Below are 2,596 nucleotides of genomic sequence, written 5' to 3' on the forward strand. Positions count from 1 at the left end.
CCAGCCGGCCTGCTACTACCACGCCGAGAACGATCAGGAGGACTTCCTGGTGCTCAGCGGCGAGTGCCTGCTGCTCATCGAGGGCCAGGAGAGGCCACTCAAGGCCTGGGACTTCGTCCACTGCCCGCCGTGGACCGAGCACGTCTTCGTCGGCGCGGGCGATGGGCCGTGCGCGGTACTGGCGGTGGGCAGCCGCACCGGCGACCAGACGATCTATCCCGTCTCAGAGGTGGCGCTCCGCCACCGCGCCGGGGTCAGTCGCGAGACCCGGGACCCGTCCACGGCCTATGCCGAGATCGCCGACGACGTCGAGACCCCGTACCAGGACGGCTGGCTACCCGAGGCGTAGATGGGCGAGTTCGACGCGCTGACGGTGCTGGTCACCGGGGCCAACACCGGGATCGGCCGCGCCACCACCGAGTCGCTGGCCTCCGGGGGTGCCACCGTGTACATGGCCTGCCGCAATCAGGCCAAGGCCGTGCCGGTGCGCGAGGAGATCGCCGCCGCGACGGGCAACGCCAACCTGCACCTGGTGACCCTCGACCTCGCCGATCTGGCGTCGGTGCGGGCGTGCGCCGACGCGTTCTGCCAGACCGGCGCGCCGCTGCACGTGCTCGTCAACAACGCCGGCCTGGCCGGCAAACGCGGCACGACCGCGGGCGGCTTCGAGCTGGCCTTCGGCACCAACCACGTCGGACCGTTCCTCCTCACCAACCTCCTGCTCGACCGCCTGCGCTCCAGTGCTCCCGCCCGCATCGTCACCGTCTCCTCCGAGGGCCACTACCGCGTCGACGGGATCGACTACGACGCGGTCCGCCGACCCACCCGCACCCGCACGGCGTTTCACGAGTACTGCGTGTCCAAGCTCGCCAACGTGCTCCATTCCCAGGAGTTGGCCCGGCGCCTGGACAGCTCAGGGGTGACGACGTACTCGCTGCACCCCGGCACGATCGCCTCCGACGTCTGGCGCGAGGTCCCCTGGCCGATCCGACCCCTCCTCAAGCTGCGCATGCGCTCACCGGAGGAGGGCGCTCAGACGTCGCTGTACTGCGCCACCTCGCCCGACGTTGCCGGCGAGTCCGGGCTCTACTACGACGACTGCCGGCGCAAGGAGCCCAGCCGCCACGCGACTCCAGAGGCCGGCGCCGAGCTGTGGGAGCGCAGCGAGGCCTGGGTCGGCTGACGCCGATCAGCCACCGTTGCCGTCAGGCAGCCGCCACCCCGGCGAGGCGGGCAGTCCAAGCGCCGCCTCCGGCCCCCATGAGCCCGGCTCGTAGGGCTGCAGCTCAGGGGGCTGCTCGATGACCGGCGCGCACACCTCCCACAGCCGCTCGATCTGCTCGGCGCGGGTGAAGAGCAGGCGTTGCCGCAGCATCACGTCGTGCAGGAGCCTCTCGTAGGCCTCCAGGCCGTCGGCACCGTCAAAGGCCTTGTCGACATCGAGGGTGAGCGCAGCGCGACCCAGGTCGAGCACCGGCCCGGGGACCTTGGTCTGGACCTCGACGCGGATCTGGGGATCGTCGGAGAGCTCGAACACAAGCTCTGAGGGCCGCTCGCAGTGCTCGGGCGTGTGCTCGGGGAACAGGCGCAGCGGCGCGTTGTCAAAGCCGATGGTCACCGTGCGCCGGCCCTCGGCCAGCGACTTGCCGGTCCGCAGGTAGAACGGGATCCCACTCCAGCGCCAGGTGTCGACCCAGACCTCGAGCGCGGCGAACGTCTCCACCTGAGAGTCGTCGGCGACGCCGTCCACGTCGCGGTACCCCTCGTACTGCCCGAACACCACCCGCGACCGATCAAGAGGGCGGATCGCGTCAAACAGCTTGGTCCGCTCGAGGTGCAGCCCCTCGGCGTCCACCCGGCTGGGCGGCTCCAGGGCGACGATCCCCAGGATCTGGAGCAGGTGGGTGACGACCATGTCGCGAAACGCTCCGGTCTGCTCGTAGAACCCGGACCGGCCCTGGATGTCCAGTGCCTCGGGCACGTCGATCTGGATGTAGGCGACGTGGTCGCGATTCCAGACGGGTTCGAACATCCCGTTGGCGAAGCGCAGGGCCAGGATGTTCTGGGCCGCCTCCTTGCCCAGGAAGTGGTCGATGCGGTAGATCGACTGCTCCTCGAGGACCTCGTGCAGCGTCGCGTTGAGCTCCTTGGCGCTGGCCTCGTCGTGTCCGAAGGGCTTTTCCACCACCAGCGAGCAGTTCTCGGCGATCCCGCTCTTGCCCAGCATCCGCACCATGTCCTGCATCGCGCTCGGCGGCACCGACAGATAGACGAGCCGCTCGCCCTCGGCCCCGATCTCCTTCTCGGCCTCCTTGACCGCCTGGGCCAGCTCGCTGCCGTCCTCGGCGCTGGAGGTCACAAAGCTCACGCGCGCCGCGAAGTCGTCCCAGTGCTCGTCGAGCTCGACCCGGCCGTACTGCTGCAGCGCCTCATTGACGTGCCGGCGAAAGTCATCGTCGGACCCCGGCGAGCGGCGCCCCGACCCGATGATCCGGAAGTCCTCGGGCATCAGGCCCTCGCGGAACAGGTGAAAGAAGCCGGGAAACAGCTTGCGCTTGGCCAGGTCGCCGGTCGCGCCGAAAATGACAAGCACGCG

At 69.6% G+C, this 2,596-nt stretch carries 3 protein-coding genes; 2 read left to right on the top strand and 1 reads right to left on the bottom strand.

Annotated features, from left to right (window positions below; translation table 11 throughout):
• Both VHW64_RS10550 and VHW64_RS10555 read left to right on the top strand, forming a co-directional pair.
• Window positions 1–349, top strand: a 349-nt coding sequence (locus VHW64_RS10550; protein ID WP_329650508.1) for a cupin domain-containing protein, incomplete at its 5' end; no start/stop codon positions are given.
• Complete coding sequence (locus VHW64_RS10555) at window positions 350–1,183, top strand: SDR family oxidoreductase (RefSeq protein WP_329650509.1); 834 nt, start codon at window positions 350–352, stop codon at window positions 1,181–1,183. It begins immediately after the preceding gene.
• 6 nt (window positions 1,184–1,189) lie between these two features.
• On the opposite strand, the gene zwf is transcribed toward VHW64_RS10555, so the two are convergent.
• A partial coding sequence (gene zwf, locus VHW64_RS10560) for a glucose-6-phosphate dehydrogenase (RefSeq protein ID WP_329650510.1) occupies window positions 1,190–2,596 on the bottom strand: 1,407 nt, incomplete at its 5' end.

This window comes from Nocardioides sp. (assembly GCF_036267815.1).
Lineage (GTDB): Bacteria > Actinomycetota > Actinomycetes > Propionibacteriales > Nocardioidaceae > Nocardioides.

Bases quoted from the DNA above. Each gene is read 5' to 3' on its own strand.
- VHW64_RS10555 (WP_329650509.1), top strand. From the start codon at position 350: ATGGGCGAGTTCGACGCGCTGACGGTGCTGGTCACCGGGGCCAACACC.